This is a genomic window from Rhodococcus sp. P4_F5 (assembly GCF_056401315.1).
The window spans coordinates 1-24,936 of sequence record NZ_JBFUJP010000042.1 but is presented as its reverse complement, the minus strand read 5'-3'; the positions used below and the strand labels follow the sequence as shown (position 1 = coordinate 24,936).

The 24,936-nt window shown below is 70.4% G+C and carries 16 protein-coding genes; 8 read left to right on the top strand and 8 right to left on the bottom strand.

The window, feature by feature from the left end:
* Nucleotides 1-2: 2 nt before the first annotated feature.
* Nucleotides 3-569 (bottom strand): sugar O-acetyltransferase, encoded by a 567-nt coding sequence (locus tag AC1DU4_RS16995; RefSeq protein ID WP_477841721.1) that lies wholly within the window; start codon nucleotides 567-569, stop codon nucleotides 3-5.
* Nucleotides 570-773: 204 nt separating this feature from the next.
* Between AC1DU4_RS16995 and AC1DU4_RS16990 the strand changes: the two genes are divergently transcribed.
* Nucleotides 774-2,213 carry an HNH endonuclease signature motif containing protein gene (locus tag AC1DU4_RS16990; protein ID WP_477841719.1) on the top strand — a complete coding sequence of 480 codons (1,440 nt, stop codon included), beginning with the start codon at nucleotides 774-776 and terminating at the stop codon, nucleotides 2,211-2,213.
* 169 nt (nucleotides 2,214-2,382) lie between these two features.
* Here the strand turns inward: AC1DU4_RS16990 and AC1DU4_RS16985 are convergent, their stop codons facing one another.
* Nucleotides 2,383-4,005, bottom strand: a complete 1,623-nt coding sequence (locus AC1DU4_RS16985) for a long-chain fatty acid--CoA ligase (protein WP_477841717.1) — start codon at nucleotides 4,003-4,005, stop codon at nucleotides 2,383-2,385.
* A 221-nt stretch (nucleotides 4,006-4,226) separates the two neighbouring features.
* On the opposite strand from AC1DU4_RS16985, the gene AC1DU4_RS16980 reads away from it, so the two are divergent.
* The 4 genes from AC1DU4_RS16980 (at nucleotide 4,227) to atzF (ending at nucleotide 11,089) form a co-directional block, all read left to right on the top strand.
* Nucleotides 4,227-5,027, top strand: coding sequence for an SDR family NAD(P)-dependent oxidoreductase (locus AC1DU4_RS16980; RefSeq protein ID WP_477841715.1), 801 nt, complete (start codon nucleotides 4,227-4,229; stop codon nucleotides 5,025-5,027).
* A 65-nt stretch (nucleotides 5,028-5,092) separates the two neighbouring features.
* Complete coding sequence (locus tag AC1DU4_RS16975; RefSeq protein WP_477841713.1) at nucleotides 5,093-5,623, top strand: carboxymuconolactone decarboxylase family protein; 531 nt, start codon at nucleotides 5,093-5,095, stop codon at nucleotides 5,621-5,623.
* A gap of 70 nt (nucleotides 5,624-5,693) precedes the next feature.
* Nucleotides 5,694-9,353 carry an urea carboxylase gene (uca, locus tag AC1DU4_RS16970; protein ID WP_477841711.1) on the top strand — a complete coding sequence of 1,220 codons (3,660 nt, stop codon included), beginning with the start codon at nucleotides 5,694-5,696 and terminating at the stop codon, nucleotides 9,351-9,353.
* A complete protein-coding gene (gene atzF / locus AC1DU4_RS16965) occupies nucleotides 9,350-11,089 on the top strand; it encodes an allophanate hydrolase (RefSeq protein WP_477841709.1) in 1,740 nt (579 codons plus the stop codon). The genes uca and atzF overlap by 4 nt, the downstream gene beginning before the upstream one ends.
* A gap of 42 nt (nucleotides 11,090-11,131) precedes the next feature.
* Here the strand turns inward: atzF and AC1DU4_RS16960 are convergent, their stop codons facing one another.
* The gene (locus AC1DU4_RS16960; protein ID WP_477841708.1) at nucleotides 11,132-11,707 is read right to left on the bottom strand and encodes a TetR family transcriptional regulator; all 576 of its coding nucleotides are present in this window, start codon (nucleotides 11,705-11,707) and stop codon (nucleotides 11,132-11,134) included.
* 119 nt (nucleotides 11,708-11,826) lie between these two features.
* Here AC1DU4_RS16960 and AC1DU4_RS16955 point away from each other — a divergent pair, with 119 nt between their 5' ends.
* Entirely contained in the window at nucleotides 11,827-13,431 is a 1,605-nt protein-coding gene (locus AC1DU4_RS16955) for an MFS transporter (protein ID WP_477841706.1), read from the top strand.
* An 83-nt stretch (nucleotides 13,432-13,514) separates the two neighbouring features.
* Here the strand turns inward: AC1DU4_RS16955 and lpdA are convergent, their stop codons facing one another.
* A complete protein-coding gene (gene lpdA / locus AC1DU4_RS16950) occupies nucleotides 13,515-14,924 on the bottom strand; it encodes a dihydrolipoyl dehydrogenase (protein ID WP_477841704.1) in 1,410 nt (469 codons plus the stop codon).
* Between the two features lie 49 nt (nucleotides 14,925-14,973).
* The gene (locus tag AC1DU4_RS16945; protein ID WP_072842507.1) at nucleotides 14,974-15,960 is read right to left on the bottom strand and encodes a dipeptidase; all 987 of its coding nucleotides are present in this window, start codon (nucleotides 15,958-15,960) and stop codon (nucleotides 14,974-14,976) included.
* 36 nt (nucleotides 15,961-15,996) lie between these two features.
* On the opposite strand from AC1DU4_RS16945, the gene AC1DU4_RS16940 reads away from it, so the two are divergent.
* The gene (locus tag AC1DU4_RS16940) at nucleotides 15,997-18,024 is read left to right on the top strand and encodes a prolyl oligopeptidase family serine peptidase (RefSeq protein WP_477841701.1); all 2,028 of its coding nucleotides are present in this window, start codon (nucleotides 15,997-15,999) and stop codon (nucleotides 18,022-18,024) included.
* 136 nt (nucleotides 18,025-18,160) lie between these two features.
* Nucleotides 18,161-19,519, top strand: coding sequence for a diacylglycerol/lipid kinase family protein (locus AC1DU4_RS16935; protein WP_477841700.1), 1,359 nt, complete (start codon nucleotides 18,161-18,163; stop codon nucleotides 19,517-19,519).
* A gap of 22 nt (nucleotides 19,520-19,541) precedes the next feature.
* On the opposite strand, the gene AC1DU4_RS16930 is transcribed toward AC1DU4_RS16935, so the two are convergent.
* Genes AC1DU4_RS16930 through ppk2 form a run of 3 tightly spaced genes read right to left on the bottom strand, consistent with a single transcriptional unit; the run spans nucleotide 19,542 to nucleotide 24,900 of the window.
* The gene (locus AC1DU4_RS16930) at nucleotides 19,542-21,251 is read right to left on the bottom strand and encodes a SulP family inorganic anion transporter (protein WP_477841697.1); all 1,710 of its coding nucleotides are present in this window, start codon (nucleotides 21,249-21,251) and stop codon (nucleotides 19,542-19,544) included.
* A 9-nt stretch (nucleotides 21,252-21,260) separates the two neighbouring features.
* Entirely contained in the window at nucleotides 21,261-24,056 is a 2,796-nt protein-coding gene (locus AC1DU4_RS16925; protein WP_477841695.1) for a cation-translocating P-type ATPase, read from the bottom strand.
* 28 nt (nucleotides 24,057-24,084) lie between these two features.
* Nucleotides 24,085-24,900 carry a polyphosphate kinase 2 gene (ppk2, locus tag AC1DU4_RS16920; protein ID WP_477841693.1) on the bottom strand — a complete coding sequence of 272 codons (816 nt, stop codon included), beginning with the start codon at nucleotides 24,898-24,900 and terminating at the stop codon, nucleotides 24,085-24,087.
* Nucleotides 24,901-24,936 lie beyond the last annotated feature (36 nt).

Sequence of the window (24,936 nt, the reverse complement as noted above, 5' to 3'; positions counted from 1 at the left end):
CGTCACGATTCGCCGAAGGTTCTCCGGATCACCCGGGCCGGACTCCCCACGGCGACGGCATGGTCGGGAATATCATGCAGGACAACACTGCCCGCGCCGACAACGGTGTTGTCCCCGATGCGGACTCCTGGACCAACCGTGACCGCGGCTCCGAGCCAGACGTTCTCCCCGACGGTGATCGGGGCGGCCCGCTCCCATCCGTCCCGGCGCCTCTGGTGGCCCTCGATCGGGTGCAGCGCGGTCATCAACTGCGCTCCCGGGCCGATCCGCGAGTCGCTTCCGATCGTAATCGGCGCGTCGTCCATGAAGAACGCGTTGACGTTCACGAAGACCCCGTCGCCCAGTCGGATGTTGCGGCCGTAGCTGCACTGGAAGCGCGGCATCACCACCGCTCGCTCGCCGACCTTCGCCAACATCTCGTGCAGGATCTGCGCCCTCAACTCGTCGTCGTCGGCCCCAGCACCGTTGAATCTGTCCAGCATGCGCCAACACTGGCGCCGGAGGTCGGCAAGCTCCGGATCATCGAGGTACCAGTCTCCGCAATCGAGTCGCTCCCGCTGTTCCCCCATGCCGATTGATCGTGCCAGGCAGGTGCGTCCGGCGATGCAGCGGCGCGGCGTCCAGTCGGGAGATGCCCCGCACTGGCAGCACCCGCCGAAGCCTCGAGTCGGGCGAAACGATCCGAACAAGGACTGGAAGGCACTCTCGGGGCGCTTCCTTCACCAGGCGAAACATCATTGTTATCGAATGTACGTGCGAGTAGAATTCGATGTATGAAACTCGACGCCATGCTCACCGACCCCGCCCGGGTCGAGGCATGGCGACTCGACGAAACCGAACTCGCGTCGGCGGTCCCGGAACTGTCGGAGAGGATCCTCGAGCTCGAAGCCTTGYGCGTCCGGTTGGTGCACGAGGCCGACCAGCAGTGCCTCTCGAACCACCTCGGTGCCGCGGACACCGCGTCCTGGCTCGCCGACGCCACCCACATGACCGCGGGGCAGGCGAGCAGGATCGTCCGGCTCGGTCGTGAGTTGCCGTTGCATCCGAGGATGGCCGCCGCACTGGACGCCGGGCGGATCGAACTCGGGCACGTCCAGGTGATCGTCAACTTCCTCGCCAGGCTCGCAACCCTCACCGTCGACCAACCCGACGGCGAGCCGGTGGAGACCGACTGGGCCCACCCCGACCCCGAAAGCGGACGCCCCGACGACTGCCAGGCCTACCTCCTCATCGCCGCGCACCTCGAGAACATCACCGTCCTGCGCCGACGAGCCCGCGCACTGGAGTTACTCCTGCAACTCGACGGCACCGTCCCACCCGACGGCGAGAACCCCGAACTCAACGAGTTCTTCGCCAGCACAACGCTCGGCGGTCGGGTGCACGTGAAAGGCACCTTCGACGCCGAAACCGGCGAAGCCCTCCAGACCGCCCTCTCCGGACTGTCCAAGCCGCACCCGACCACCGACGACGACGGTCACCCGATCCGCGACCCTCGCTCCGCCGCCAAACGCCGCGCCGACGCCCTCGAACAGATCATCCGCGGCCACCTCGACAACGCACGCGGACCGATGGAGTGCGGCGAGCGACCGCACGTCACCGTGACCATCGACGTCGACGCACTACGGGATGCGGTGTCCGCGACGGCGCCGACACCCGCGACCGGGGCATGGGTCGGAACAGGCTGGGACTACCACTCCGACAACGCAACCGGACCCATCGGCGGCGAACCTGGTGAAAGCTGCTCAGATGTCAGGCCGCCTCGGCACTACCGCCGCAGAAGGCACGCCACCATGCCCTGGGCTGGCCCGATCTCCGCCGCCGTCGCCGCCCGCATCTCCTGCGACGCCCAGGTCACCCCGATCTTCGTCGACCGAGAAGGCAACCCACTCGACGTAGGCCGCACCACCCGCACCATCTCCCCGAAACTACGGAAAGCACTGGTCGCGCGGGACTGCGGCTGCGCATTCCCCGGCTGCGGACGCCCCGCCGCCTGGACTGACGCCCACCACATCCACCACTGGTCCAACAACGGTCCCACCGCCTTGTCGAACCTCGTGCTCCTTTGCAAGAAGCACCACACGATCATCCACAAGAACCACTGGGCCGTGCAGATCAAATCGGACGGATTCCCGTGGTTCACCCCACCCGCCTGGGTGGACCCGCTGCGAAGACCCAGGCCGGCCCACAACCGGCGCGTGACCCACGGGGCCTGACCAGGCACAGGCCCGAACCTTCACCCACAACCAGACCAGTTTGCGGCCGAGACACACTCGGCCGCAAGCGGTCTGGTTGTGTGCGGGTTCCGTCTCCACAGACAGGACACCGCACAGACAGAAGGGCGGTGGCGCCGACCGGCACCACCGCCCCCTCCCCACCCGCGACCTACAGCCGCGTCACGGTCAGTGCGCCGTCCTGGTAGTCGGAGCGGATCCGCTTCTTGTCGAACTTGCCGACGCTGGTCTTCGGCACCTCCTGCACGACGGCCCAGTTCTCCGGCAACTGCCACTTGGCGACCTTGTCCGCAAGGAACGCCTGCACATCGGCGACGGTGGCGTCGCTGCCCTCACGGAACACGACCGCGACCAGCGGCCGCTCGTCCCACTTCTCGTCCGGCACACCGATCACCGCCGCCTCGGCCACCGAGGGGTGCCCCATCACCGCGTTCTCGAGGTCGACGGACGAGATCCACTCGCCGCCGGACTTGATGATGTCCTTGGTGCGGTCGGACAGCGCCAGGTAGCCGTCCGGGGTGATGGTGCCGACGTCGCCGGTCCGCAGCCAACCGTCGTCGAACTTGTCGTCGGCGTCCACGCCGTAGTAGGACGCGGTGATCCACGGCCCGCGCACCTCGAGCTCGCCGATGCTCTTGCCGTCGTTCGGCACCACCTTGCCCTCGTCGTCGACCAGGCGCGCCTGCACCGAGGCCGGGAAACGGCCCTGGCTGTACCGGTACTTCCACATCGCCTCACCCGTGGCGTCGACGGGCGGCCGCGCGACCGAGCCCAGCGGCGAGGTCTCGGTCATGCCCCACGCGTGCAGGACCGACACGTTGTGCTCGTCCTCGAAGGCATGCATCAGCGCCGGCGGCACCGCGGCACCGCCGATCAGCACCTCCCGCATCGAGGAGATGTCCTGCGGGTGCTGCTCGAGGTAGAGGTGCAGCCCCTGCCAGATGGTGGGCACCGCGGCCGCGAAGGTCGGGCGTTCGGCGGCGATGAACTCGGCGAGCGGAGCCGGCTGCAGGAACCGGTCCGGCATGAGCAGCGAGGCGCCGATCATGAACGCGGCGTAGGGCAGTCCCCAGGACATCGCGTGGAACTGCGGCACCACGGCCAGCGCCCGGTCGCCCTGGCCGAGGTTCGGACCGTCGCTCATGCACACCTGCATCGAGTGCAGGTAGATCGAACGGTGCGAGTACACGACGCCCTTCGGGTCACCGGTGGTGCCGGAGGTGTAACACATCGCGGCGGCGCTGCGCTCGTCCACCTCGGGCCAGTCGAACTCCTCCGGCTGCCCCTCGATCAGGCCCTCGTAGGTGTGCACCTGCACGCCGGCCGGCGCCTCGAGTCCCGCGGTCGACGTGCCCGTGACGATCACGTGCTTGACGGTGGTCAGCTGGGGCAGCTGCGGGGCGAGCAACGGGATCAGCGTCGGGTCCACGATGATCACGTGGTCCTCCGCGTGGTTGGCCACGTGCACCAACTGCTCGGGGAAGAGCCGGATGTTGAGGGTGTGCAGCACCGCGCCCATCGACGGCACCGTCAGGTACGCCTCGAGGTGCTCGGAGTTGTTCCACATGAACGTGGCCACCCGCTCGTCGCCCGTGACGCCGAGCCCGCGCAGCGCGTGGGCCAGGGCGGCGCACCGCCTGCCGACCTGCGCGTAGCTCACCCGGCGGGCGCCCGATTCGGTCCAGGTCACGACCTCGGCGTCGCCGTGCACCGTGCTGCCGTGGCGCAGCAGGTGGGCGATGGACAGGGGTGCGTCTTGCATCGTGCTCAGCATGGGCTGCTCCTGTGTGGCGTGTTACCTGACATGTCGTGTTCGTGGAGGGTATGCCACCGCAATGTGACGGGCGACACTGCGGTGGCATACCACGCCCGTCGCCGCCTCTGCCAATTAGTTGACGGATTCTCCCCGGTCACCCCACCCCGGTGTTAGCGTTTCCCTACCAATCGGTAGCAAGACGTTGGGCCTATCGGTGGCAAGACGTGGGGACTGAGCAGATGGCACGCAACCTCGAGGCGGACCTGACCGGGCGACGGGTGCTGATCACCGGCGCGGCCCGCGGCATCGGTGCCGGCCTCGCCCGCCGACTCCACGAGCGCGGCGCCCGGGTGGCGCTGCTGGGGCTCGAACCCGAACTCCTCGAACAGGTCGCCACCGCGAACGGCCGGGCCCCGTGGCGGCACTGCGACGTGCGCGACCAGCGCCAGGTCGAGGACGCCGTCGAACACCTCGCGGAGCGTCTCGGCGGGCTGGACGTGGTGGTCGCCAACGCCGGCGTCGGCGCCCCGCTCAGCCTGGTCGACGGCGACCCCGAGATCATGCGACGCGCCGTCGAGGTCAACCTGATGGGCACCTACTTCACGCTCCGCGCGGCCGGCCCGCACATCGGTCACCCCGCCGGCTACGCGCTGGTGGTCGCGTCGACCCCCACGGCCAACCGGCTCCCGCTGCGCGGCGCGTACTCCGCGACCCGGGCCGGGGCCGAGGCCCTCGGCAATGCCTTCCGCCTGGAGATGCGCCCGCTCGGAACCCGGGTCGGCATCGCCCACCTCGGCGAGATCGACACCGACCGGACCGAGATCTCGTTCGACGGCGCGGTGGCCGGCGGCGGCTCGGGCACGGCGGGATCGCCCGTCTCGGTGGTGATCGACGCGTTCGAACGGGGTATCGCCGCCCGCAAGACCCGCATCTACGCGCCGCGCCGCGTCCCCGGGGCCATCTCCGTGCGTATGCTCGCGCACCAGGCAACCCATCTCGTCCCCGCCCGGGCGCGATCGGCACACGAAGGGGCACTGTGACAGTTGGCAACGCGACACCGAACTCCGAATCGCCAGGTTCCGCGGCGCCCGGGACGCCGGCGACCGTGACGCCGCGAGTCGCGCCGGGACGGTTCCGGGAGCTGGGCCCGGTCAACTGGGCGATCTGGCGGGTGCTGACCCTTGCCTCCGGCGCCGAGGACGCGAAGATCTTCAGCACGCTGGGCCGCACCAAGGGCCTGTTCCGCGGCTGGCTGCACTACTCCGGCCGACTGATGCCCGGCGGCCGGATCTCGCGGCACGAGACCGAACTGGTGATCCTGCGGGTGGCACACCTGCGCGGGTGCCAGTACGAGATGGACCACCACATCCGGCTCGGACGCCGGGCCGGCGTCACCCCCGAGATCCTCGGGCGGGTGCTCACCGGTCCCGAGGCGGCGGGCTGGGATCCGCGGCACCGCGCGCTGATGACGGCGGTGGACGAACTGGTCGCCACCAAGAATCTCGGCGACCCGGCCTGGGCCGCGCTGGCCGCGCATTTCGACGACCGCCGGATGATCGAATTCTGCCTGCTGGTCACGCAGTACGACGGACTGGCCACCACCATCGACACCCTGCGGATCGACCGCGACTTCTGAGAGGTCTTGCTAACTCACGCTTTACGGCGTGCAATCTGGGCGAAACACCCTCTGCCTAGCGTATACATGCATGTCCACAAGGGTGAATGCATCGCCGGCCGAGTATTCCTTCGACACGCTCCTGGTCGCCAATCGAGGCGAAATAGCCTGCCGCGTCATGAGATCCGCGCACATCCTCGGACTCAAGACCGTCGCGGTGTACTCGGACGCCGATGCCGCGGCCGCGCACGTGGAGATGGCGGACGTCGCGGTGCGCCTGGGCCCCGCACCGGCCGCCGAGTCCTACCTGCGGTCCGACGCGGTCATCGAGGCGGCCCTGGCCACCGGCGCGGGCGCCATCCACCCCGGATACGGCTTCCTGTCCGAGAACGACGCCTTCGCCGAGGCCGCCGAACAGGCCGGGATCGCCTTCGTCGGACCCACCCCGCACCAACTGCGGGTGTTCGGCAACAAGCACACCGCGCGCGAGGCGGCCCGCGCGGTCGGGGTGCCGCTGGTACCCGGCAGCGGACTGCTCGCGTCGGTGTCCGACGCCCTCGCGACCGCAACGGACATCGGCTACCCCGTGATGCTCAAGGCCGTCGGCGGCGGGGGCGGCATCGGGATGCAGGCCTGCCACAGCGCTGACGAGCTGCGCGCCGCGTACGAGCGCGTCCAGCGCCTGGCGCAGGCCCACTTCTCCTCCAGCGGAGTGTTTCTCGAACGGTTCGTCGCGGATGCTCGGCACGTCGAGGTGCAGGTGTTCGGGGACGGGCTTGGCCGCACCGTCAGCCTCGGAACCCGGGACTGCTCGCTGCAGCGACGCAACCAGAAGGTCATGGAGGAGGCCCCGGCGCCGGGGCTGCCCGAGCACGTCGTCGAGCAACTGCTCAGCTCGTCGCGGCGGCTGGCGTCGTCGGTGGACTACCGCTCGGCCGGCACCGTCGAGTTCGTCTACGACGTCGCCCGCGGCGAGGCGTCCTTCCTGGAGATGAACACCCGACTGCAGGTCGAGCACCCCGTCACCGAGGAGGTCACCGGCGTCGACCTGGTGGCCTGGATGCTGCGGCTCGCGCGGGGCGATCGCGCCATGCTCGACGGGCTCCCGGACTCCGGCCCCGCCATCGCCGGCTGTGCGGTGGAGGCCCGCGTGTACGCGGAGGACCCCGGCCACGACTACCGGCCCAGCGCGGGCCGGCTGACCAGCGTCGAGTTCCCCGCCCACACCCGCGTCGAGACCTGGGTGGACACCGGCACCGAGGTGAGCTCGCACTACGACCCCCTGCTCGCCAAGGTGATCACGGCCTCGCCGACGCGGTCGGGAGCCTTCGCCGCCCTCGGTGCGGCCCTGGCCGAGACGCGCATCTTCGGCGTCCAGACGAACCTGCCGCAGCTGCGCCGGATCTGCACGCACACAACGGTTCTCGACGCCACCCACACCACCGCATCGCTGACCGGGCTGCGCCCGACCGGGCTGCGCGCGGACGTGCTGCGGGCCGGGACCATGACGACCGTGCAGGACCATCCCGGCCGGATCGGTCTGTGGGAGGTGGGCATCCCGCCGTCCGGCCCGATGGACGACCTCTCGTTCCAACTGGCCAACACCGCGGTCGGGAACCCGGCGGGTGCACCCGGCCTCGAGTGCACCCTGCTCGGCCCCGCGCTCCGGTTCTCCGACGACACGCTCGTGTGCGTCACCGGCGCGCAGGCCCCGGTGACCGTCGACGGCGTGAGCGTGCCGATGTGGGTGCCGGTGAACGTGCCCGCGGGCACCGTCCTCGACGTCGGGACCCCCACCGACACCGGCCTGCGGACCTACGTCGCAATCCGCGGCGGCATCAACGCGCCGCTCTTCCACGGCAGCGCGTCCACCTTCACCCTCGGCGGCTTCGGCGGCGTCACGGGCAAGGCGGTCGCCACCGGGGACGTCCTCGGCCTGTTCGAGGACACCGCAGGACTCACTGCGCCACAACCTGTTCCGCCGGACAGCCGGCCCACCCTCACCCACACCTGGCACCTCGCGGTGACGGAGGGACCGCAGCCGGCGCCGTCGTACTTCACCGAGTCCGACATGACGCAGTTCTACAAGACCACCTGGCGGGTGCAGACGCACGCCAACCGCACCSGGATCCGCCTCGACGGACCCAAGCCCACCTGGTCCCGAGCGGACGGCGGCGAGGCCGGCCTGCACCCGTCGAACCTGCACGACAACCCGTACAGCGTCGGAGCCCTCAACGTCTCCGGGGACACCCCGATCCTGCTCGGGCCCGACGGCCCCAGCCTCGGCGGCTTCGCCTGCCCGCTCACCGTGACGCGGGCGCACCGCTGGAAGCTCGGCCAGATCCGCCCCGGCGACGAGGTCCGGTTCGTCCCGGTCACCGACGCGGGCGCGGCGGCGCTGCGAGGGTCGGATTCCGTACGGGCGCTCGACCTTCCGCCGGCCGAACTGCGGGCGACCGGCAGCGACGGCGGCATGCTCGGCAGCTCGCCGCGGCTCCCGGACCGTCCGGAGGTGGCGTACCTTCGCGGCGGGGACGACAACATCCTGGTCGAGTACGGCTCGATGGAACTCGACCTCGGTCTGCGCATGCGCGTCCACGTGCTCGCGACAGAGCTGACGCAGCAACGGATCCCGGGCCTGATCGACGTCACACCGGGCGTGCGGTCGCTGCACCTGCACTTCGACCCGGACGTGCTGCCGGCCTACCGCCTGCTCGGACTGCTGCAGGACATCGAGGACTCGTTGCCGCTGACCGGCGACCTCGTGGTCCCGAGCCGGACGGTCCGGTTGCCACTCTCCTTCGACGACCCGTCCATCGCCGAGGCCATCGACCGGTACCGGAGCGGCGTCCGCGACGAGGCGCCCTGGCTGCCGTCGAACACCGAGTTCATCCGACGGGTCAACGGTCTGTCGAGCGTCGACGAGGTGCGTGACGCCGTCTTCGACGCGCAGTACCTGGTCCTCGGCCTCGGCGACGTGTACCTCGGTGCGCCGCTGGCGGTTCCGCTCGATCCGCGGCACCGGCTGGTGACCACGAAGTACAACCCGGCACGCACCTGGACCCCGTCCGACGCGGTCGGGATCGGCGGCAAGTACCTCTGCGTCTACGGCATGGAGTCGCCGGGCGGGTACCAGCTGATCGGGCGGACCGTGCCGATCTGGTCGGGCTACCGGCAGCACCCGCCGTTCGAGCAGGACAAGCCCTGGATGTTCCGTTTCTTCGACCGCATCGTCTGGGAGCCCGTGAGCCCGGAGCAGTTGTCGGAGTACCGCGCGCAGGCGGCGTCCGGACGCTTCGACGCCGAGGTCTCCGACGGCACCTTCGCGTTCGCGGACCACCTGAGCTTCCTGGACGCGAACGCGGAGTCCATCGCGGCATTCGAGGCCCGGCAGTCCGCGGCCTTCGAGGCCGAGAAGGCCGCCTGGCGCGCGGCGGGCGAATTCGACCGGGTGGAACTCGTGCCGGCCCCGGAGCCGGCCGCGACCGAGGTCGCCGACCTGCCGCCGGGCGCGGTGGTGCTCGAGGCACCCATGGTCGGCAGCGTCTGGCGGGTGGAGGTCGAGCCGGGGATGCAGGTCGAGTCCGGACGGTGCGCGCTGGTGCTCGAGGCGATGAAGCTGGAGCTGCCGGTCCCCTGTCCCGCATCCGGAACGATCCTGAAAGTCCTTGTCGCGCCGGGCGACAAGGTCGAGCCGGGCACCCCACTCGCGGTGATCGGACAGGCCGAGATCGAAGGGGTGCAGGCATGAGCATCGACATCGCAGGCAGCACCGGGGACGCCCGCGGCGCCGCGGGCATCTCCCCCGCCGACCGCGTCGACGCGGCGTACCGCCGGATCGAGGAGGTGGACCGGCCCGAGGTGTGGATCACGCTGCGGCCCGAGGCGGAGGTCCGCGCCGAGGCCGACGCGGTGGCGGCCCGCCTGGCCGCGGGCGAGCCGCTGCCACTGGCCGGCCTGCTGCTGGCGGTCAAGGACAACGTCGACGTGGCGGGGCTGCCCACCACCGCGGCCTGCCCCGAGTTCGCCTACCGGCCCGACGCCACCGCGAGCGCGGTCGCCCGCCTGGTGGCCCGCGGCGCCGTGGTGCTCGGCAAGACCAACCTCGACCAGTTCGCGACGGGCCTGGTCGGCACCCGCAGTCCGTACGGCGCGGTGCGGTCCGCCGCCGACCCGGAGCGGGTGTCTGGCGGCTCGAGTTCGGGATCCGCGGTGGCCGTGGCGCTGGGCATCGCCGACATCGGAATCGGCACCGACACCGCCGGTTCCGGCCGGGTGCCGGCGGCCCTGAACCGGATCGTCGGGGTCAAGGCGACGATGGGGGTGGTCTCAACCCACGGCGTCGTGCCGGCCTGCGTCGACTACGACTGCCTCACCGTGTTCGCGGCCGATCTCGACCTCGCCGTCACGGCGGCCCGCATCATGGCGGCCCCGGACCCGCTCGATCCGCGAAGCAGGCGCTGGCCCGCGGACGTACGGATGGCGGCCCCCAGCGCGCCGCGGGTCGCGGTGCCTCGGCCGGAGGACCTGGCGGCGCTCTGCCCCGACTACCGCGATGCCTTCGAGCGCACCGTGACCGCCCTGGCCGGCGGTGGCGCCGCCGTCGAGCACGTCGACATCTCGCCGCTCCTCGGCGCCGCCCGACTTCTCTACGACGGTGCGATGGTGGCCGAGCGGTACGCCGCGGTCGGGGCCTTCCTCGCCACCGGCCCGGCCGGCGCCGACCCCACCGTGACCGCCATCGTCGCCGCCGCCGCGAACACGACCGGGCACGAGTTCGCCGAAGACCTCGACGCACTCGCCCGCGCCCGGGCCGCGGCACGCGAACTGCTGGCGGGATTCGACGCGCTGCTGCTACCCACAACCACGGAGCACCCGACAATCGCTGCGGTGCAACAGGACCCGATCGGCATCAACCGGCGGATGGGGACGTACACCAACTTCTGCAACCTGCTGGACATGGCCGCGGTTGCGGTGCCGGGCGCCGACACCGCAACCGGCGACCCGTTCGGCGTCATGTTCGTCGTCCCTGCCTTCGACGACCAGGTGGCGGTCGACCTGGCCGCCCGGCTCGCCGGTGTGGACGCGCCCACCCTGGTCGACGAGGGCGTCGAGCTCGCCGTGTTCGGTGCCCACCTGCGCGGGCAGCCGCTGCACTTCCAGCTCGAGGACCTCGGCGCCCGGTTCGCGGGCACCGTCACGACCACCGACGCGTACCGGCTCGCCGCGCTGGACACCACGCCGGCCAAGCCGGGCCTGGTGCGCCGCGGACCCGGGCTGGGCGCGCCGATCCTCGGCGAGCTGTTCCGGGTGTCGACCACGGGGCTCGGCACCTTCCTCGCGGCGCTGCCCGCGCCGATGGCGCTCACCCGCGTCGAGCTGGCCGACGGCCGGGCCGTCGTCGGGTTCAGCTGCACCCACGACTCGGTGGCCGGCGCCACCGACATCACCGAGTTCGGCGGCTGGCGGGCGTACCTGGCCCGCTAGGCAGCTCCGCTGCTCGTACGAGCGCCGCAGGCGCCTACCGGGTCAGGGAGCGCAGAGCCGGTGGACGGCCTCGTGCACCGCGTCACGGCGGTGCGCGAGGGCGTCTTCGTCGAGGCCGTCGTTGCAGTCGGCGCCGGGAGCCACCACCCAGCCGAAGACGATGCCGAACATCATGGTGATCAGTTCCCGCGGCTCCCAGCGGGCGTCGACGATGCCGTCCGACTGCGCCCGGCGGATCGAGCCGGTTCGACGTTCCCAACTCGGGTGCGACTCGGCCAGTTCGCGCATCCGGGTCGACTCGCCCTGCAGTTGGCCCCAGATCATCATTCGCTGGATGTCGGGTTTGGCGAGCATGTCGTCGAACAGCGCGACCGCGTGCTCCGGCATGTCGGCGCCGTCGAACGAGAGGTTCTCCATGGCCTCGGCGAAGTTGGCGTCGAGCACCGCATGGAACAGGGCCACCTTGTCGCCGAAGTACGCGTACAGGCGTTCCTTGCTGGCCTTCGCCTCCGACGCGATGCGGTCGATGCGCGCTCCGGCCAACCCGTAGGTGCCGAACTCGGCGCTCGCCGCGTCGAGGATCCGCTGTTTCGTTGCACTCACGTCCGGGGCTGCCATGGTGACGATCGTAACCGAACGAACTATTTCGTTTGACTCGATCCGGGGCGACTCGGTAGCTTCAGGCCGGTCGTCCGTGCGATCGCCGTGGCGTGTAACCGCCGACCCCGAGGAATCCCGTGACCACCATCTCCACCGTCGAGAGCGCCGCCGGGCCGGCCTCCGACAACCCCAACCACGACCGGCGCTGGCTGGTGCTCTGCATCGTCGCGTTCGCGCAACTGATGGTCGTGCTCGACAGCACGATCGTCTCGATCGCGCTGCCCGCGGCGCAGGCCGACCTGAACATCAGCGACCTCGACCGCGCGTGGGTGGTCACGTCCTACGCGCTCGCGTTCGGCGCGCTGCTGCTGCTGGGCGGCCGTATCGCCGACTACTGGGGACGCAAGCGCTCGTTCGTCGTCGGCATGGCCGGCTTCGCGGTCGCCTCGGCCGTCGGCGGGTTCGCCCAGACCGGCATCGAGCTGTTCGTCGCCCGGGCCGGCCAGGGCGTGTTCGCGGCGCTGCTCGCCCCCGCCGCCCTGTCCATCCTGACCACCACCTTCGTCGGCGAGAAGGAGCGCGCCAAGGCGTTCGCCGTGTACGGCGCGATCTCCGGCGGCGGCGCGGCCATCGGCCTGCTGCTCGGCGGGGTCCTGACGCAGTACGTGGACTGGCGCTGGTGCCTGCTGGTGAACATCCCGATCGCCCTGTTCGCGATCGCCGTCACCGTGCCGATCGTCAAGGAGACCAAGGCGCACGGCGACACCAGCTACGACCTGCCCGGCGCGGTCCTGATCGCCCTCGGCCTCGGCTCGCTGGTCTACGGCTTCACCCGGGCCGAGCACGGCTGGGGCCGGACCGACACCATCACGTTCATCGCGCTGGGACTGGCCTTCCTCGCGCTCTTCGTGCTGGTGGAGCGCCGCACCGCCAACCCCCTGCTGCCTCTGAGCATTCCGTGGCATCGCGACCGCGGCGCGGCCCTGATCGGCTCGATGGTGGTCGGTTCGGTCCTGCTCGGCGCCACCCTGTACCTGACGTTCTACCTGCAGATCGTGCTCGGATTCAGCCCCGCCATGGCGGGCGCCGCCGCCCTGCCGATGACGTTCTTCATCGTGATCGCGTCCACCGTGGCTGCGCAGCTGTCCACCTGGATCGGACCGAAGCCGCTGATGGTGGCCGGTCCCGTGATCTCGGCGGCCGGGCTGCTGCTGCTCTCGCAGATCGGGGTGCACAGCTCCTACTGGACCCACGTCCTGCCGGGCCTGGCGGTCCTCGGCCTCGGCCTCGGGCTGCTGATGGTGCCGATGCAGAACCTGGCACTGGTCGGCGTCCCGAACCACGACGCCGGCGCCGCGAGCGCCCTGGTCAACGCCACCATGCAGGTAGGCGGCGCGATCGGCACCGCGCTGTTCACCACCATCTACGCGTCGGCGAAGTCCGCGTTCACCACCGAGCACGCGGCGCCCGTTCCCCCCGCGGGCGTACCGGACTCGATGGTCCCGACCGACCTGACAGGCGCCGGTCTCCCGGACCCCGGCCAGCTCGCCCTGCTGCCGCAGCCGGTGCAGGACTTCGTCGACTCCCTGACGGACTACTTCTTCGGGGCCGAGGTGTCGGGCTACGCCGCTGCCTTCGTCTGGGCGGCGGTCCTGATGGCCGTCGTCACCCCGGTCGTGCTGGTACTGGTCCGCGCCAAGAGGGGCGATCTGCCCGACGAGGCCGCCGTCGGCATCCACTAGGCGGCTCCGCCGCCCGTGGTGCCTCCGCGAACGCGAACGGCCCCGCTCCCAACAGGGGGCGGGGCCGTTCGCGTATGTGGGGCCTAGAAGTTGATCATGTGTCCGGCGAGGCCGTGGATGGCCTCCTGCAGCGCCTCGCTGAGCGTGGGGTGCGTGTGGACGTTGCGCGCGAGCTCGTTGACCGTCAGGTCCCACTTCTGGGCCAGGGTCAGCTCGGGCAGCAGCTCGGAGACGTCGGGGCCGATGAGGTGGCCACCGAGCAGCTCGCCGTGCGTCTTGTCGGCGATGAGCTTGACGAAGCCGTACGGGTCGGCCAGGCCGTGCGCCTTGCCGTTCGCGGTGAACGGGAAGGTCGCGACCTTGACGTCGTAGCCCTCCGCCTTGGCCTGCTCCTCGGTGAGACCGAAGCTCGCGACCTGCGGCTGGCAGAAGGTGGCGCGCGGCATCATCCGGTAGTCGCCCAGCTCGAGGGTCTCGGCGTTGCCGATGGTCTCGGCGGCGACGACGCCCTGTGCCTCGGCGACGTGCGCGAGCTGCAGCTTCGCGGTGACGTCACCGATCGCGTAGATGCCGGGGACGTTGGTGCGCATCCGCTCGTCGATCGCGATGGCGGCGCCGCGGTCGGTGAGGGCGACGCCGGTGTTCTCCAGGCCGAAGCCCTCGATCTGCGGGGCGAAGCCGATGGCCTGCAGCACCTTGTCGACCACGACGGTCTCGACCTGGTCGCTGCCGTTCTTGGCCATGGTGACGGTGACGCCGGCGGCGCCGTTGTCGGTGATCGTCTGGACCCCGGTGGAGGTCTTGATGTCGATCCCGTACTTCTTGTACCGCTTCGCGATCTCCTTGGAGACGTCCGCGTCCTCGTTCGGCAGCGCGCGGTCGAGGAACTCGACGATCGTCACCTTCACGCCGTAGTTGTGCAGGACGTAGGCGAACTCCATGCCGATCGCGCCGGCACCGACGATGAGGATCGAGCCCGGCAGGTCCTTGGTGAGGATCTGCTCTTCGTAGGTCACCACGTTCGCGCTGAGCGAGGTGCCCGGCAGCAGGCGGGTCTTGGTGCCGGTGGCGATGATGACGTTGTCGAAGGTGACGGACTCCGTGGAGCCGTCGGCCTTGGTCACCGTGATGGCGTTGGCGCTGGTGAAGCTGCCGCGACCCTCGTACTCGGCGATCTTGTTCTTCTTCATCAGGAAGTGCACGCCCTTGACGCGGCCGTCGGCTACCTGCCGGCTGCGGTCGAAGGCTGCTCCGAAGTCGAAGCTCACGTCTCCCGAGATGCCGAAGGTCTTGGCCTCGTTGTGGAAGATGTGCGCGAGCTCCGCGTTGCGCAGGAGCGCCTTGGACGGGATGCAGCCCACGTTGAGGCAGACACCGCCCCAGTACTTCTCTTCGATGATGGCGGTTTTCAGGCCCAGCTGTGCCGCGCGGATAGCAGCGACGTACCCACCGGGACCGGCACCGAGGACAACGACGTCATAGTGTGAGGTCACGAGACATCAGGGTAGTCCCGTCCCGATTCGCTGTCCCGAGACGGTCTCCTTACCCGCCGGTAGACCACACCTGTGCGGCCACGCGGGCGAAGTTGCCGCCGTACACGGCCTCGATCGCGGGCTCGTCGAACCCCCGCTCGCGCAGCACCCGGTCCAGGGTCAGGGTGTCCTCCGGCGGCACCCACTGCAGCGGGCCCCACGCGGTGTACGCCGCGGAGAAGGACTCCGAGTGGGTGGCGATCTCGACGAGGAAGTCCTCGTGGTCGAACGAGTAGTCGGACCCGATCCCGACGTGTTCGACACCGACCAGGTCGACGGCGGCCTCGATGTGGTCGGCCATCGCGGACAGCCGGCGCGCGTGGTCGTCCGGGCCGTTGACGCCGAGGAAGATGCCGACACCGTTGATCCCGATCACCCCGCCGGTCTCGGCGCAGGTGCGGGCCTGCTCGTCGGTGATGTTGCGGGGGTGCTCCCACAGCCGGCGCAGGTTGGAGTGGCTGTAGATCATCGGCCGCGTCGTGGTCTCGGCCAGGTCCAGACCGGTCCGGACCGAGCAGTGCGAGCCGTCGACCATCATCCCGACCGCGTTCATCTCGCGGACCAGGTCGCGGCCGTACCCGGTCAGTCCGGTGTCGGTGGCGTCGAGGCACCCGCAGCCCGCCGCGTTGGCGTGGTTGTAGGTGGGCAGCATCGAGCGCACCCCCAGCCGGTAGAAATGCGCGAGGTTGGCCGGGTCACCGTCCAGGGGGTTGGAGTCCTCGAGGTCGAAGGCCAGCGCGATCCCACCGCCGGCGCGCACGGCGTCCACGTCCGCAAGGGTGGCGATCGGCTCGACGGCGTCGTACTCCCGCGCCTGGTCCCGGAAGCTCTCGGCGATACCGGTCGCCTCGGCGAGCGACTGCGGCGCGTACCCCACGTTGACCGAGAGGTAGCTGCCCGCCGGCCGGCGGTACCGCAGCAACTCCCCGATCGACGCGCTCGGCTGCAGCGGCAGGCAGCAGTGCTGCTCCCAGAGTGGATAGCTCGGCGCGGTCATTCGCCGAACGCTAGCCGATCGCCCGACGCTGCAAGAATGTCCGACATGACCGACCCGTATCTCTGGCTCGAGGATGTCACCGGCGACGCCGCCCTGGACTGGGTGCGCGCCCGCAACGCCCGCACCGTCGCCGAATTCGCCGACGACGCCGAGTTCGCCGGGTTGCGGGAGCGGATCCGGGCGGTGCTCGACACCGACGCCCGGATCCCGTACGTCCGCCGCCGCGGCGAGTTCCTCTACAACTTCTGGCGCGACGGTACGCACGTGCGGGGGCTGTGGCGGCGCACCACCATGGACGAGTACCGCACCGCGGCACCGCGTTGGGACGTGCTGTGCGACCTCGACGCGCTGGCCGAGGCCGAGGGCGAGAACTGGGTGTGGACCTCCTCGCAGGTGCTGCGGCCCGACGAGACCCGGGCCCTGATCAGCCTCTCGCGCGGCGGCGCCGACGCCGCCGTGATCCGCGAGTTCGACCTGGTGCGACGCGAGTTCGTGACGCCCGAGGAGGGCGGTTTCTTCCTGCCCGAGGCCAAGTCCGACGTCGACTGGATCGACATCGACACGGTGTTCGTCGGCACCGACACCGGCGACGGTTCCCTCACCGACTCCGGGTACCCGCGGGTGGCCGCACGCTGGCGCCGCGGCACCCCGGTCGACGAGGCGGTGCCCGTCTACGAGGGCAAGCAGACCGACGTGGCGGTGTCCGCCTGGCACGACCGCACGCCCGGCTTCGAGCGGGACTTCGTCGACCGCGCCGTCGACTTCTACTCCTCGCAACGCTTCGAACTGCGGGGCGACGGCGACCTGGTCCGGATCGATACGCCCGAGGACGCCGGGCTGTCGGTGCACCGCGAGTGGCTGCTGGTCCGCACCCGCTCCCCCTGGACCGTCGGGGATCGTGAATTCGCCTCGGGCACACTGCTGGCCGCGCGGTACGACGACTACCTGGCGGGGTCGCGGGAGCTGACGGTGCTCTTCGAACCCGACGCGCACACCTCGCTCGAGCAGTACGTCTGGACGCGCCACCACCTGCTGCTGGTGACCCTGCGGGACGTGCAGACCCGGATGCGGGTGCTCACCCCGCACCCCGACGGCTGGTCCGACGTGCCGTTCGAGGGCCTGCCCGCGCTCAACGCCACCGACGTCCTCGACGTCGATCCGGTCGAGAGCGACGAGTACTTCCTCAACTCCAGCGGGTACACCACGCCCGCCACGCTGCTGCACGGCTACGTCGGCGAGCCCGTCGAGTCGCTCAAGCAGGCGCCGACCTTCTTCGACGCCGAATCGCTCACCGTCACACAGCACTTCGCCACGTCCGACGACGGCACGTCGGTCCCGTACTTCACGGTCCGCCGCGACGGCACCCCGGCCGGGCCCACCCTGCTGTACGGCTACGGCGGCTTCGAGAACTCGATGGTGCCGGGCTACAGCGGCGCCCTGGGCCTGGGCTGGCTCGAGCGCGGCGGCACCTACGTGGTCGCGAACATCCGCGGCGGCGGCGAGTACGGCCCCGAGTGGCACACCCAGGCGCTCAAGGCCGGTCGGCACAAGGCATTCGAGGACTTCGCCGCGGTCGCGCGCGACCTGGTCGCGCGCGGGATCACCACCGCCGCGCAACTCGGAGCACACGGCGGCAGCAACGGCGGGCTGCTGATGGGCGTCATGCTCACGCGGTACCCCGAACTCTTCGGTGCCATCGTGTGCCAGGTGCCGCTGCTGGACATGCGGCGCTACCACCTGCTGCTGGCCGGCGCGTCCTGGATGGCCGAGTACGGCGACCCCGACGACCCGGCCGAGTGGGAGTTCATCTCGCAGTACTCGCCGTACCAGAACACCGACCCGGACCGCGCCTACCCGCCGGTCCTGATCGCCACCTCGACGCGTGACGACCGGGTGCACCCCGGGCACGCGCGGAAGATGGCCGCGCTGCTCGAGGAACAGGGCCACCCGGTCTGGTACCACGAGAACATCGAGGGCGGGCACGGCGGCGCCGCGGACAACGCGCAGCAGGCGTTCAAGTCCGCGCTGACCTACGAGTTCCTGTGGCGGCAGCTGGCGTCCTGACGTCTCCGGCCTCGCGGCGGTGTCAGTAGACGCCGGCTACGTTCCGCGGCGTAGGCAATACCGCTGTGATCGTCCCCCTCCGGGTGGATGATGAACCAGACGGCAAGTCGCACCTCCGCCGGGAAGGCCCGATCAGATGCCCGAGTATCCGTCGGTCGAACAGGTGGTCACCGGTGACGGCGCCCGGCGCTGGTGGGCGTGGGCGGCGCTGGTGTGTGCGGTCGGCGCGGCGGCGGTGCCCGTGCTGTCCGCCGGATTACTGGGCACGGTGGGGTTGGTCGTCGTCGGGGTCGGCGGTGTGGTGGTCACGGTGGCCGCCCTGTACTGGTTCCTCACCCGCCGCGGGGCGGCGAGGTGGATCTCCCTGGGCGTGGCGGTGCTCGCACCGATCGCCGTCCTGGCCATGTTCGTCCGCGCCGGCCTGCTGCTGGAGGTGCTGGTCGCGTACGCGCTGGGGCTGCTGTCCCTCGTGTGCGCCCGCGCCGCCCTGCGCGGCGGGCGCTCGGAGACCGCCATGCCGGAGTTGCCCGCGCCGCCACCACAACACCCGTTCCTGATCATGAACCCGCATTCCGGCGGGGGGAAGGTCGCCAAGTTCGACCTGGTGCGCCGGGCCCAGGAACTGGGCGCCGAGGTCGCGCTGCTCGAGGGACCCGGCATCGTCGACGTCACCGCGCTGGCCCGCCAGGCGGTGGCCGACGGCGCCGACCTGCTGGGGGTGGCGGGCGGGGACGGGACCCAGGCGCTGGTGGCAGCGGTCGCCGCCGAACACCGACTGCCGTTCCTGGTGATCAGCGCCGGAACCCGCAACCACTTCGCGATGGACCTCGGCCTCGACCGCACCGATCCGACCCGTTCGCTGGACGCGATCCGGGACGGCGTCGAGCTCCGCGTCGACCTCGGCACCATCAACGGCCGCACCTTCGTCAACAACGCCTCGTTCGGCGTCTACGCCGAAATCGTCCGAAGCCCCGCCTACCGGGACGACAAGACGGGCACCGTGCTGGGTCTGCTCCCGGATCTGCTCACCGGACACACCGGGCCTCGACTCGTCGCGCGAATCGGCGACACGGAGGTGACCGGACCGCAGGCGGTCCTGGTGAGCAACAACCCCTACGGCAACAGCGACCTCGCGGGACTGAGCCACCGGGACCGTCTCGACCGCGGCGTCCTCGGTGCGGTCGCGCTGACGGTGACGAACACGCGCCAGGCGGTCGGCCTGCTGCGCCGCACCCGGGTTCAGGGTCTGACGCAGCTGACGGCGGCCGAGGTGGTCGTCGACGCCGACACCCCGGAGATCCCGGTGGGTGTCGACGGCGAATCCCTGCTGCTCCGTACCCCGGTGCGGTGCACCGTCGAATCCGGCGCCCTGCGGGTACAGGTTCCCAGGACGCGGCCCGGGGTGCGTACCTCCGCGCCGGCCTTCGACTGGGTTCGACTGTGGCAGATCGCGTCCCGGCCCCGCGCCGTCTCCCGACCCGGGTCGGGCGACTGAACCTCCCGGTCGCGCCCGGCCGTCAGCTGTCGGCCGAGTGCCCGGGGCTGCGAGCCCGGAAGTCGCTCACGGCGGCCTCGACCGTGGGGTAGAAGTGCGTCGCGTCGAACCTCTCGCCCAGCCCGAACCGGATGAGCCGGTCCTTGACCGGGCCCTTCATCTCCGCGAACGCCAACCGGATCCCGTTGCCCTCCAGGTACGTGTCGAGGTCGACGAGTTCGTCGACGGCGGTGGTGTCGAGTCCGGTGATCGGCTCGGCCGCGACGACCACCCATTCGACCGGGGTCGGGGCCTTCGCCACCACCGACCGCACGTACTCGTCGAATATCTGGCCGTTCGCGAAGAAGAGTGGCGCGTCGAACCGCACCAGCACCAGTCCGGGAATGCGGTCCCCGCCGGGGTGACGCACGACGTCGTGGAAGCCCGGGCGGTCCGTCGTCTCGACGAGTTCGGTGCGGTACGGCTGCCAGGCCTGCGCGACCACCGCGACGAACGACAGCCCGATCGCCACGAGGATGCCCTGCAGCACGCCCACCAGCGCCACCCCGAGGAACGCCGCCGCCGCGAGGCCGAACTCCACGGTGCTCATGCGCCACATCCGGACCATGCCGCGCACGTCGACCAGCGCCGTGGCCGCGACGATCACCACGGCCCCGAGGGTGGCATCGGGTAGGTAGGCGGTGACCCCGGGCGCGACGAGCACGAACAGCAGTACCGCGAGTGCGCCGACGACGCCGGCCAGTTGGGTGCGGGCGCCGCTCTGTTCGGCCACCGGGGTCCGGGACCCGCTCGCCGAGATCGGGAAGCCGCCGAACAGCCCGCCGGCCACGTTGGCGACCCCGATCGCCTTCATCTCGGTGCTGCCGTTCACGTCCTCCCCGTGCCGGGCGGCGAAGGTGCGCGAGAGCACGCCGCTGTCTGCGAACGCGATCAGGGCGATACCGGCCGCGGGCCCGATCAGGTGCCCGACGTCCTGCCAGTCGACACCGCCGACGGACGGCAGCGGCAACCCCTTCGGCAGCGCACCGACCATCCCGATGTCGTCGGTGAGTCCCGCCGAGGCGGACAGCACGATCGCCCCGATCACGGCCACCAGCACCCCGGGCACTGCGGGGAGCCACACCCGGAACCCGACGATGACGGCCAGCGAGCCGATGCCTACCGCGGCGGCGAGGGGATCGACCTCCCCGCCGACCACGGCCTGCCCGATCTCCGCGATCTCGCCGAGCACCCCGGACGCGTCGACCGAGATCCCGAGCAGCTTGGGCAGCTGACCGACCACGACGATGAGCGCGATCGCGTTGAGGTATCCGAGCCGGATGGGCTTCGAGAGCAGTTCGGTGACGAAGCCGAGATTCAGGAACCCGCCGACCAGGAGGATGAGCCCGACGAGGACGGCCAGCACGCCGGCGAGGGCGAGCGCCTCGTCGGGGTCCCCGGTCACCGCCAACGGCAGCACCGCGGCGGCGATGAGCGGTGCCAGCGACGAGTCCGGGCCGAGCACGAGAATCTTCGACGGCCCCACCAGCGCGTACGCGAGGAGCGGCACGATGGTGGCGTAGAGCCCGGCGTACGCGGGCAACCCGGCGGCCTCGGCGTACCCCATCCCGGCGGGGATCAGCAGGGCGGTGAGGACGAGGCCGGCGGTGACGTCGGCGCGCAGCCACTCACGGCGGTACCCCCGGGCCGTCGCGACCCCGGGCAACCGGCCCAGACCTTCTCGCCAGGACATGGTTCGCGGTCAGCGGGCGCGGGCCCGTTGCGGGTCGACGGCGACCTCGGCGGGGATCGGCGGGAGCGGCTGCGCGTGCCGGCGACGCCGACGCCGCAGCGCCTTGTCCGCCTCCACGACGATCGGGACGATCAGCGACCAGCCGAGGCAGGCGAGCCACTGGCCTCCCGTCAACGACGTCGTCATCAGGAGGTCCTGGAGGAAGCCGAGCTCGACCGCGAACACCGTGACGACGATCGGGACCGACAGGATCTTGAGCGCGCCGAGGACGGGAGGGACTAGTCCGGATTCCGGGTCGCGCCGCATGGCGAGCCCCCCGAGGATGGAACCGAGCGAGAGCACCACGAACGCGGTCGTCATGGGGACGTTCGCCTCGGTCGTGCTCATTTCGCCCGGGGCGAGGAGCATCGCGGCAAGCGTGAGCGCGAACTGCAGCACCCCGTACGCCAGCCACTGGACAAACGCCGGCCGGTTCGCGATCGGCATCGCGCGGTCGCGGGGCGGCTTGTTCATCAGGTCCGGCGGCGCCGGGTCGAGCATGATGACGGCCACCGGGAACAGGGTGATGAAGAAGTGCTGGAAGAGCACCATCAGCGGCGTGAGTGCGACCCCGTCGTTGATGTTGAAGATGCTCGCGACGAGGAACAGCAGAACCAGCGAGAAGAGTTTCGACATCTGGTACCGGATGTACGACACGATCTTCTCGTAAATGTTGCGGCCCAGGCGAATTGCCGTGATCAGCGTCCCGAAGTTGTCGTCGGTGAGCACCATCTTGCCCGCCTGTTTGGTGACTTCGCTGCCCGAGCCCATGGCCACGCCGATGTCGGCCTTCTTCAGCGCGGCGGCGTCGTTGACGGCGTCCCCCGTCATCGCGACGACGGCGCCGTCCTTCTGCATGATGTCGGCCAGCCGCAGTTTGTCCTGCGGGGTGACGCGTCCGAACACGTGCAGTCCGGGCAGGGCCGCCGACAGTTCCTCGTCGGTCATGGCCTGGAGTTCGGGGCCGCCGATCGCGCCGGGTCCGAGGCCGAGCTCGGCCCCGATCGCGGACGCGGTGATCGCGTGGTCGCCGGTGATCATCCGAACGGCGATGCCCGCCTCGTGCGCGATGCGCACCGCTTCGATCGCCTCCGGCCGCAGCGGGTCGATGATGCCGACCATGCCGACGAACGTGAGGTCGTCGACCAACGACATGGGGTCGGCCGCCGCGGCGTCCTCGCTCCCGTCGAGTCGACGGGCGGCGAACGCCAGCACGCGAAGTCCCTTCTCGGACATGGTCCGGGTCGCCGCCGCCAGTTCCTCCCGGACCTCGTCGAGCGGGACCGTCTGCCGGCCCGGCCGGAAGGCGGTCGTGCACCTGGCCAGGACCACGTCGGGTCCGCCCTTGACCAGTTCCACGAACTGGGTGCCGCCGTCGACCTGGAGGTGGTGGAAGGTCGCCATGAACTTGTACGCGGAGTCGAACGGCACCGTGGCGACGCGCGGGTAGGTCCGGCGCGTGCGCGGGGCGTCGACGCCGATCTTCGCCGCGAGCACCACCAGCGCGGCCTCGGTCGGGTCGCCGACGACCTCGCCGGTGTCGGAGACGGTGGCGTCGCTGTCGAGGCACAGCCCGTACGCCAGCAGCGTGAAGTCCGGGACCGGCTCGCCCGCCACCTGGGTGATCTTCCCGGACTTGGCGTAGCCCTCACCCTCGACCGTGTACCACCGGCAGTGGAAGTACAGCGACCGCACGGTCATCTGGTTCATCGTCAGGGTGCCGGTCTTGTCCGAGTTGATCGCGCTGGTCGCGCCGAGCGTCTCGACATCCGTCAGGTTCTTCACGACGGCCTTCGCATCGGCCAACTGCCGCGCGCCGTAGGCCAGCATCGCCTGGACAAACGTCGGCATGCCGGTCGGGATCGCGGACACCCCCATCGAAATGCCCAGCAGCAGAAGCGTCGTGACGTCCTGTCCCCGGATCACCCCGATGACCACGATGGTCGCCACCGCCGTCCACGCGATGACACCGAGCACCTTGGTCAGCGAGTCCAGTTCCCGCTGCAGAGGAGACCTGCTCGGCGCCACCGCCGAGAGCATCGACGCGATCTGACCCATCTGGGTGTGCATGCCCGTCTCGGTGACCACCATGGTGGCGGTGCCGCGGGTGACCGAGGTGTTCTGGAAGGCCATGTTGCTGCGGTCGCCGAGCGGGACGTCGGCGGCGCCGAGCGTCTGCGGATCCTTTGCGACAGGAGCGCTCTCGCCGGTGAGTGCCGCCTCCTGGGTCTCCAGGGTGGCCGAGGTGAGCAGGCGGCCGTCCGCGGGCACGATGTCGCCCGCCTCGAGCTGCACCACGTCGCCCGGCACGAGTTCGGTGGCGTCGAGCTGGATCAGCGTTCCGCCGCGGATCACCCGCCCCTGCGGCGTCTGCATCTTCGCCAGCGCGTCCACGCTGGCGCGTGCCTTCACCTCCTGCCTGGTGCCCAGCACCACGTTGAGCCCGACGAGCACCGCGACCACGATCGCCGTCGGGATCTCCCCGATGACGACGCTGAGCACGGCCACCGCGACCAGCATCAGGTTCATCGGATCCCTCAGCTGCACCAGCGCGATCGACCAAGTCGACGGCGCCGGCTCGGCGGCAATGACGTTGGGCCCGTACCGCCGGCGCCGTTCGTCCACCTCGCCCGCCGTCAGACCCGACTGCGGATCGGTGGCGAGTGCGGACACCACGGCCTCGGCGTCCCGGGCGTGCCAGTCCGTGCGGGCCTGCGTGGCCGGGCCGGTGTGTGCCCCGTCCGGCACTGGTTCCATCGTCGCCATGACCGCTCGTCCTTCCCTGCTCGGACCCTCAGTAGGGAGTCGGAATCCAGTGCAGTGGTAGCTTCGGCGGCTCGTAGCCGTCTGCATCCTGCCGCTCCGGCAGGGTGATGTCGGGGCGCTCGAGTGGCTCGTAGGGAATCTGGCTCAGCAGGTGACTGATGATGTTGAGGCGTCCGCGTTTCTTGTCGTCGTTGACCGCGACGAACCAGGGCGCCCAACCGGTGTCGGTGAAGTGGATCATCTCGTCCCGGGCCCGTGAGTAGTCGTACCAGCGGCTGTACGACTTCAGGTCGAGGTCCGAGAGCTTCCAGATCTTCCGGGGATCGTCGATCCGGCTCTGCAGGCGGCGAGTCTGTTCCTCCTCGCTCACCTCCAGCCAGTACTTCAGCAGGATGACTCCCGATTCCACGATCGCACGCTCGACCGTCGGGATGAGCTCGAGGAACTGGTGAGCCTGCTGTTCCGTACAGAAACCCATCACGCGTTCGACACCGGCGCGGTTGTACCAACTGCGGTCGAAGATGACGATCTCGCCGCCCGCCGGCAGGTGCGGCACGTACCGCTGCACGTACATCTGCGACTTCTCCCGCTCGGTGGGGGCCGGCAGCGCGACGACCCGGAACACCCGCGGACTCACCCGCTCGGTGATCGCCTTGATGACCCCGCCCTTCCCCGCGGTGTCGCGTCCCTCGAACACGACGCAGATCTTCGCGCCGGACGCCTTCACCCACTCCTGCAAGGCGACGAGTTCGGCGTGCAGCGGCTCGAGGTGGTGGCGATACTCCTTGTTCTTCATCGGCTTGCCGTTCTTCTTCGGCTTGCCCGTCGTCGGGTTGTCCGTCATCGAACGGGTTCTCCCCTCAGCCGCGCGACGCCATGG

What these genes read in the sequence shown, in the direction of transcription:
- AC1DU4_RS16945 (WP_072842507.1), bottom strand. Translation starts at nt 15,960, where the DNA reads ATGACCGCGCCGAGCTATCCACTCTGGGAGCAGCACTGCTGCCTGCCG.
- AC1DU4_RS16995 (WP_477841721.1), bottom strand. Translation starts at nt 569, where the DNA reads ATGGGGGAACAGCGGGAGCGACTCGATTGCGGAGACTGGTACCTCGAT.
- AC1DU4_RS16985 (WP_477841717.1), bottom strand. Translation starts at nt 4,005, where the DNA reads ATGCTGAGCACGATGCAAGACGCACCCCTGTCCATCGCCCACCTGCTG.
- atzF (WP_477841709.1), top strand. Translation starts at nt 9,350, where the DNA reads ATGAGCATCGACATCGCAGGCAGCACCGGGGACGCCCGCGGCGCCGCG.
- AC1DU4_RS16925 (WP_477841695.1), bottom strand. Translation starts at nt 24,056, where the DNA reads ATGGCGACGATGGAACCAGTGCCGGACGGGGCACACACCGGCCCGGCC.
- AC1DU4_RS16960 (WP_477841708.1), bottom strand. Translation starts at nt 11,707, where the DNA reads ATGGCAGCCCCGGACGTGAGTGCAACGAAACAGCGGATCCTCGACGCG.
- ppk2 (WP_477841693.1), bottom strand. Translation starts at nt 24,900, where the DNA reads ATGACGGACAACCCGACGACGGGCAAGCCGAAGAAGAACGGCAAGCCG.
- AC1DU4_RS16930 (WP_477841697.1), bottom strand. Translation starts at nt 21,251, where the DNA reads ATGTCCTGGCGAGAAGGTCTGGGCCGGTTGCCCGGGGTCGCGACGGCC.
- AC1DU4_RS16980 (WP_477841715.1), top strand. Translation starts at nt 4,227, where the DNA reads ATGGCACGCAACCTCGAGGCGGACCTGACCGGGCGACGGGTGCTGATC.
- AC1DU4_RS16935 (WP_477841700.1), top strand. Translation starts at nt 18,161, where the DNA reads ATGCCCGAGTATCCGTCGGTCGAACAGGTGGTCACCGGTGACGGCGCC.
- AC1DU4_RS16940 (WP_477841701.1), top strand. Translation starts at nt 15,997, where the DNA reads ATGTCCGACATGACCGACCCGTATCTCTGGCTCGAGGATGTCACCGGC.